The organism is Nocardia sp. CY41 (assembly GCF_009829325.1).
Classification (GTDB): Bacteria; Actinomycetota; Actinomycetes; order Mycobacteriales; family Mycobacteriaceae; genus Nocardia.
Map to the genome: position 1 here is coordinate 206,789 of NZ_VUOS01000021.1, position 7,613 is coordinate 214,401.

Here is a 7,613-nt window from a genome sequence, read left to right on the forward strand (position 1 = left end):
ACCGCTCGAGCAGCCTAATGGGCGCGAGGAGACCTCCCTCTGCGACCACGGCTGGGCCGCCGCTCGGATTCGTAGCGGACCCGGTCGGCGAGGTCGTCGGGGATGTGCGCCGCGATGTCGGCGCGGGAGGCGATCATCAGCTTCTGCCGGATGGCGGCGACCTGCGCGTCGACCGTCCGGATGGAACTGCGTCTGCGGCCGGCGATGGCGCTGTTGGGCCAGCCCGCCGCCGCGAAGACGGCGACATCGCGTTCGGCCTCCGACAGGTCGTTCCAGCGCGAGGCGGGCCGCCGCGACACGGGCCGGGAAGCGGCCGGGCGGTCCGGCCGCCGAGCCGTCTGCATCTGCTCCGCGGGCGGGCTCGGACACCACAGCGCGTCCAGCTCGGGGCGCAGGCGCGTCCGGCGTTCGGCGGCGGCGTAGGCCCGATCGCCGAGCACCGCGCGGGCGAGTTCGGCGGCCCCGCGCAGTTCGGCGGCGATCAGCGGCACCCGGTCGACGGAGATGCCCATCGAACGCTGCCGCGTCTTGAAACCGCCGATCAGGTAGGCGATTTCGGTCGCGGCGTCGGCGCACGCGGCGGGATCACTCCCCTCGGCCCGCCGCGCGACGAGGATCTGGGCCAGCGCGACGATGTGCGCGCCCACCGCCCAGCTCGCCGTCCACGTGTCCCGCTCGCCGCGGTAACGGGTGAGCACACCGTGGGTCAACGTCAGCGCCTCGGCGGACGACCCGTGCTTGGCCAGCGCCACCGCGCGCGCGATCTCGGCCCAGGCCAGCGACAACGTCGAGCCGGACGACATCGACCGCTCCAGGAATCGCGCGGTGTGCTCCAGCGCCTGCCGCCGGTCGCCGACGAGCGCGGAACAGAATGTCGCGAAGACTTCGCTGCGTTCGGCGCCGATCCGATCACCCTGGTCGGCGAACTTGCGACGGGCCCGGGTGAGCACGATGACCGCGCGCGGATCGCCGTAGACCAGCATCAGCTCGAGTCCCCACATCCACTCGACCGGCGCGGGCAGACCGAAATCCGTGTCGGTGTACCGGGGGCCCGCCCCCGGCGGGAGGTCGGCGCGATCGGCGAGCAGTTGCGGGATGTGCTCGGTACGCCCCTGCCACAGCGAAATCCAGCCGAGCAGTGCGGTGGCCAGGTCGGCGAGCCCGGAAGGACCGAGTCCGGACGCCCGGGTGGCTTCCAGCGCACGCTCGGTCAAGCGGGTGAGCGCGCCCGCACCGGATCTGACGTACGGCACCTTCATCGACAGCAGAACGGTGGCGATCTCCAGCGCGACCACGGCCTCCGTCGGGTCGGACAAGCCGGATTCGATGGCAAGCACGATGTCGTTCCAGGCCGACCGCGCCCACGCCAGCCAGGCCTGATCCTGCGGGCCCAGCCAGATCGCCTGTCCGGCGACCACCTTGTCCCGGAAGTACCTGCGGTGCCGCGCGGCGAGCCGGTCGGCCTCGCCACGGTCTCGTCGGCGCAGCCGGTCCCGGGCGAACACGCGGACGCTCTGCACCAGGTACCAGCTGACCGTGGTCGCGGTGAGATGCGCCGACAACAGCGACTGTTCGGTGAGCCGCTCCAGCAGGCGCTCGATCTCGCTCGCGGGCAAGGTGTCGTCGGCGCACACCGCGATCGCGGCGTCGAGCTCGATACCGCCGCGCAGCGACTCGTCGTCGGTCTCGTAGCCGGCGGCGAAGACCGACAGCCGCTCGAGCAGCAACTGCTCCGAAGCGCTGCACAGCGCGAAGGACCAGGCCACCACGTCGTAGACACCGCGGTGGCGCTGCTCGGCGCCCGCCCGTGCCCCGTGCTTCCAGTGCAGGCGTTTGTCGTCCGCGTCGCCGGTGAGTTCGCGCAGCACCATGGCAGGCGGCTGGTGTCGCAGGCGTGCCGCGGCCAGCCGGACGAACAGCGGATTGTGGTCGACCCGCAGACAGATCCGCGCGGCGACGTCCATCGGCTCGCGCTCGTCCGGGATCGCGCGGCCGATGAGCTGGGCCCGCTGCCGGAACAATTCGAGCGACTGCCGTGGTGACAGCGGTGGTACGGGCAGGATGTACTCGTCGGCCCAGCCGATCGGTTCTCGGCTGGTGGCCAGGATGGTCAGGCCCGGCGCCGCTTCCAGCAACTCGGCGATCATCGCCGCGACCGCGCCGAGCAGGTGTTCGCAGTTGTCCAGCACCAGGACGGCGCGCTCGGTGGAGCGGTCTCCGCTGCTGAAGGTACGCACCAGCGCGCTGTGGGTCGGCGGTGAATCGAGGTCGGCGCGCACGGCCGACTGCATCACGTCTTGCGCGGTGGCGGTGCTGTCGGCCTCCAATCCGGCCAGCCGTGCCCAGTACACCGGCCTGCGAAGGGCGCGCGCGCCGCGGCGCAACGCCTCCGCGGCCAATCGCGTCTTACCGATCCCACCCGGGCCGACCAGGGTGATCAGGCGCGCACCGCCGTCCAGCAGCGTGCCCAGCCGGTCCAATTCCGTTTCCCGGCCGATGAATTCACTGGTGGACGCAGGCAGCACGTCGCCACGTGCCTGAACCAGGGACATGAAACGAAAGTTAGCCGACGACGCGGCAACGCGCTCGACAATCACAGGTTAGGGCGTAGTCAAGCCCCCATTTACCTGGGCGGCGGACCCCGGTTTCGCGTTTACCCGCGCCGGTTGCTACCTCGCGGAGGCCATCTGCTGGTAGTGCATCTGGACCACCGCGCTGTCGAAGGTCATCACGTCGACCAGTTGCAGCCCCGAGACCACCGCGGGCGTCGGGAACAGCGGAATCCCGCCACCGAGGAGGATGGGATGCACGAACAGCCGGTACTCATCGATCAAGTCGTGCTTCATGAACTCGGAGGCCGTCTCCGCACCACCGAACAGGACCATGTCGCAGTCCGGCCGGGCGCGTAACGCGGTGATCTTCTCGACGAGGTCCTCCCTGACCACGGTCGTGTTCCACCTCGCGGTGGACAGCGTGCGGGAGAACACCAATTTGGGCGTCTGTTTCCAGCATCGCGCGAAATTCACGTAGAACTCCGAGATCGCGGGATCCACGTCGGCGGTCGGCCAGAACGACGCCATGATCTCGTAGGTCTTGCGGCCGTAGAGGAACAGGTCGGCCGAGCGTAATTCGTCGAGGAACGACTCGCACAATTCCTCGTCCACCACCGGCCAGTGGATCTCCTGATCCGGCCCCTCCGCGAAGCCGTCGAGCGACATCTGCATCCACAGTGTCACGCTTCCCATGTGCCCACACCCATCTGCTGCCCTTGTGCGACTTCCAGATTGTCGGGGGGAGCGACACTTCGGCGCATCGGTAGGTTGCCTGGGACATACCTAAGTAGGCGAGCGTAGGTAGGTTTGCGGCGCAGCGAACGCGCGCCGGACGACGTCGCCCAATATACCGTTGATCAACGGCACGTTACTGCTACGTATCACCAATGATGGGAATCTGAAACGTAAACACTTCGACCAGGCGGGGATACGCGGCGCGTGATCAGCTCTCCGGCAGCGCCTCACTGAGCTCGGTGTCCTGATCGAGATACCTTGCGACGAACCGGTTCACGAGTTCGGCGGCGGTCTGCGCGGGGACGTCCTTGGTCGCCCCCAACCGCTGCGCGAGTTCGGCGGCCTGCTCCGGGCCGCGATCGGACTCCTGGAACGACGCCCACACGGTTCGCCGGAACAGGTCCACATAGCGCCGGGCGATGCGCTCCGCGTCCGTGCGCAGCTTCTCCAGCTCGCCGAGCACCTCGTCGGCCGGGACGCCGGCGGCGGTCAGCTGATCGAGGCTGTGCGCCAGGCGGCGATCCGCGATCCGGTAGGTCGCCGCGTCGACGGGCTCGTACAGCCCCGCGGCGACGACCCTGGCCAGGCCGTTGGGCACGTCACGATAGAGCTCGGCCAGTTCGGTCGCCGCGATCGTGTCACCCGCGTCGACGGCGGGCGCCTCGGTCGCCTCCGGCTCGGCGACGCCGAGGATGTCCCCGAGATCGTCACCGCGATCCCAGGCGTTGAGCAACTCCTTGATGCCGTTGAGTTTGATCCCGCGGTCGAGCAACCTGCTGATGGTCCGCACCCGATTGAGGTGGTCGGCACCATAGAACCCGGTACGCCCCTTCACCTGCGGGGGCGGCAGCACACCGCGTTCGTGGTAGACGCGCAGGCTGCGCACGGTCGTACCGGCCTCCCGCGCCAGCTCGTCGATCGTGTACTCCACACCCGCAGTCATACCTCAAGGAAACCACATCGCAACACGGAGCGACCGCCGGTGCGCGGCCATTGTCGGGGCGACCGACCGGTCTCCAGCGACATAACAGCAAACATCGAAGGCGCGGGGCGGAAACGCCCCGCCACGCGCACCGACCGACCGCTTCTTCCCGCCCGTGGAAATCCCCTCGGTGCCGGGTTCCGCCGCTGCGCCTATCCTTCCGGCATGGGTGAATCCGCGGGCACTCCGGCCGGTCTCGCCGACCGCGAACGCGCGATGCGCGAACTGACCCACCACCTGGGCACGGGCCGGCTGAGCCTGGCCGAGTTCGACGAACTGAGCGCGGCGGTCGCCGCCGCGACCAGCAAGACGCAGTTGGCCGAGCTGTTCGCCGACCTGCCGGGCAGCACACCGCCGCCGGCCGAGAGCACCCCGGTCAATCCGCTGCCTCGCCTGGTCGTCCTGGCCGGCGCGGCGGTCGTCTTCTCGGTGGTGCTCGCGGTGACCACCGGCAACTGGCTGTGGCTGCTGGTGATCCTGGCCGCGCCAGCGCTTTTCATGTTCACCGCGCGCACGACCTGAGACCGGTCACCACCTCGACTTCGGCCGGACGTAGTTGGCCAGGTCGACCAAGCGGTAGCGATGCAGCCGATGCGGGGCGATCCGGGCCAGCGCGCGCAGGCTCGACTCCAGTCCGCGTTGCAGGCCCAGCGGGGTGAACGGGAAACCGAGCAGGGTCGCGTCCGGATCGGCCGCCTCGCCGCCCGCCCGCACCCACTCCAGCGCCGCGCCCACCACGATGACCTGGAGTTGCAGCGCCCGCGGTTCGTCCGGCGCGGCGTCCAGTCGCGCGGCCGCCTCGAGCAGGTCGGCCTCGGTGGTCTCCGGGATGGGTTGCGAGACCAGCAGCAGGCATCCCGTCATACGCGCCACACTCTGGTACCGCGATGCCTCCGGCACCTGATCCAGGACTTCCACCGCCTCCAGCAAACCGCCGTCGGCAGCGAGCCTGCGGGCCAGGCCGAAGGCCGCGCTCACCAAGCCGTGATTGGTCCGCCACACCGTGCGGTAGTACTCCTCGGCGAGCCGATGCCAGTGGTCGCCCGCGGCGTCGCCGAGATGCTGGAGGGTGAGTTCGGCGGTGGCCGCCAGGGCCAGGGCCGGGGCGATCTCACCGGGCAGCATGCCGTGCACCAGGTCGAAGTATTCGTAGGCGCGTTCGTACTGCCCGTCCAGCAGGGCCGCGACGGCCGAATACCACTCCAGCCGCCAATCCGTGCCGTAGTCGGGCCGCAGGTCGGCGAGCCGATCGCACGCGGGCACCACCTCACCCAGGTCCAGGTGCGCGCGGACTGCGGTCAGCGTGCCCTCCAGTTCGAACGTCTCCGGCTCCGGAATGGTCCCGGAGACGATCCGGTCGGCGGTGCGGCGCAGTGCGTCCAGCGCGTGCCTGGGATCGCCGTGCAGCAGCGTGGACAGCAGGTCGGCGCTGGGGTCCTCGCCGTCGATCAGCGGCACCGGCAGGGCCGCGACGACACTCGGCGCGTCCAGCGCGGGCAGGCGGTGCCGCCCGTCGGTCATCCCGTCGGTCTGCCCGATCAACGTCTCGATACCGAAATCGCCGCGCATGGCGCCGAATTCGAGTGACGCCTGCGGATGTTCCTTACCGGTGTCGTAGGCGAGCACCATGCGCAGGACGCCGGCGAGCTGGCCGTACATCGCGTATGCGGTCGGGAAGCGACGTTTGGGATCCGGATCGGTGGCGCGGCAGAGCAATCGGTACAGCGCCGGATAGTCGCGCAACAGCGGCTCGTCCTCCGGCGACGGGATGCCGGGCAGCTGGTGTCCGTCGGCGTTCTTGGGCATGTCCAGCACGAGCGCGGCCAGCGTGCGTCCGACGGTGTAGATGTCCGAGGCGACCGTGGGCCCGGTCTCGGTGATCTCGGGCGCTTGATAACCCGGCGTGCCGTAGATGCTGCCGTAGGACTCCATCGCGGCGACCGCGCCGAGATCGATCAGCTTGACCTCGTCCTCGCTGACCATGATGTTGTCGGGCTTGAGATCGTTGTAGGCCAGCCCGAACGAGTGCAGATAGTCCAGCGCGGGCAGGATCTCCATCATGAAGGCGATCGCCTCGGAGACCGGGATGCGTTCCGGCGCGCGCAGATCCAGCATCCGCTTGAGCGAACGCCCGCCGACGTACTCCATGACGATGTAACCGTCGGCCACGTCGCGCCCGGAACGGTGCTTGACGAAGTTGTGGATCTTGACAATGCCGGGATACGCCACCTCCGAGAGGAATTGGCGTTCGGCGAGGGCGACGACGTGCGCCTCGAAGTCGAGCGGGTTCTGCAACCCCTTCAGCACCACCCAGCGATCGCTGACGTTGCGATCGACCGCCAGGTAGATCCATCCGAGTCCGCCGTGGGCCAGACATCCTTGGACTTCGTACTGGTCGGCGACCATCTCCCCCGGCTGCAGCAGCGGCCGGAAGTTGAACGGGGAGGCGCAACGGCCGCACTCACCCTCCACGGCGCCGGGCCCCGCGGCGGTGGTGCGGCCGACCGGCTGCTGGCATTTCCAGCAGAACCGTTTGTGCTCGGGCACTTCCGGGTTCTGCATCACCGCGGTGCGCGGATCGAGCGGGCTCACCTTGGGCATCGACACCAGCCCACCGCCCAATCTTCGCCCGCTCGGGCGCGAGCGTGCGCTGCGCCCGGAATCCGATTCGGACTCGAGTGCGCCGAGCAGCAGCCGCTCAGCGGTGCCGATGGTTTCCTCGCCCCCGCCGTCGCGGCCGGTCGGCGGCCCGCCGTCGCCGGGCGCCGAGTCGACGGCCACGGCACGTGGTTTCTCGACGTACCGCGGTGTCGACCACGGATTGGGAAGTCGTGGGGGCACTTCGGTCTTGAGCAGGTGCCGAGTTGCCCAGGGGTGGGAAGTTCGCCGAGGCACCTCGGTGCCGCGCATGCGCCGATTCGCCCATGGATGCGCAAGTGGACGGTCGGATGCGCTGGGGTGCTCCGGCATACGAACCTCTCAGACCCGCCGTTGAATCGCGGTTTCATTCTGGTCCGCCACCTGTCGATGCGCGCGTATGTTTTGTTCCCGACATTGGGAATAGTTCCGCCCCGGGCGAACGGCCCGGGGCGGATACTGCCTTACTCTTCGTCGTCGGGCTTGTCGAGGATCACCACCGGGTCGCCCGTCGTGCGGAGCGGCCGCTCCGCCAGGACCGGGAACTGGCCGGTGATGCCCTGGCGGATCTCCGCGATCTGCAGCACCCGCTTGCGAGCGAGGAACCAGCCGCCCACCAGCGCGGGAACCATGATGACCACCATCGCGATCACCGCGCCGCGCTGCACGTGGTCGTCGCTGAACGCCATCAGCAGGACCACCGTGGC

General features: G+C 69.3%; 5 protein-coding genes and 1 pseudogene. 1 reads left to right on the forward strand and 5 read right to left on the reverse strand.

All coding sequences use genetic code 11. The annotated features are described in order from the left end of the window. Positions 1-14: 14 nt before the first annotated feature. The 3 genes from GVY64_RS23880 to GVY64_RS23890 form a co-directional block, all read right to left on the reverse strand. Complete coding sequence (locus GVY64_RS23880) at positions 15-2,552, reverse strand: ATP-binding protein (protein ID WP_159845397.1); 2,538 nt, start codon at positions 2,550-2,552, stop codon at positions 15-17. 117 nt (positions 2,553-2,669) lie between these two features. Continuing rightward, a complete protein-coding gene (locus tag GVY64_RS23885; RefSeq protein WP_228829976.1) occupies positions 2,670-3,245 on the reverse strand; it encodes a dihydrofolate reductase family protein in 576 nt (191 codons plus the stop codon). 250 nt (positions 3,246-3,495) lie between these two features. Further along, the gene (locus GVY64_RS23890) at positions 3,496-4,230 is read right to left on the reverse strand and encodes a MerR family transcriptional regulator (protein WP_159845399.1); all 735 of its coding nucleotides are present in this window, start codon (positions 4,228-4,230) and stop codon (positions 3,496-3,498) included. A gap of 204 nt (positions 4,231-4,434) precedes the next feature. On the opposite strand from GVY64_RS23890, the gene GVY64_RS23895 reads away from it, so the two are divergent. Continuing rightward, the gene (locus GVY64_RS23895) at positions 4,435-4,791 is read left to right on the forward strand and encodes a DUF1707 SHOCT-like domain-containing protein (protein WP_159845401.1); all 357 of its coding nucleotides are present in this window, start codon (positions 4,435-4,437) and stop codon (positions 4,789-4,791) included. Positions 4,792-4,797: 6 nt separating this feature from the next. On the opposite strand, the gene GVY64_RS23900 is transcribed toward GVY64_RS23895, so the two are convergent. Continuing rightward, positions 4,798-7,239, reverse strand: a complete 2,442-nt coding sequence (locus GVY64_RS23900) for a serine/threonine-protein kinase (protein WP_159845404.1) — start codon at positions 7,237-7,239, stop codon at positions 4,798-4,800. Between the two features lie 131 nt (positions 7,240-7,370). Beyond that, a pseudogene (locus tag GVY64_RS23905) lies at positions 7,371-7,613 on the reverse strand (amino acid permease); the annotation flags it as partial.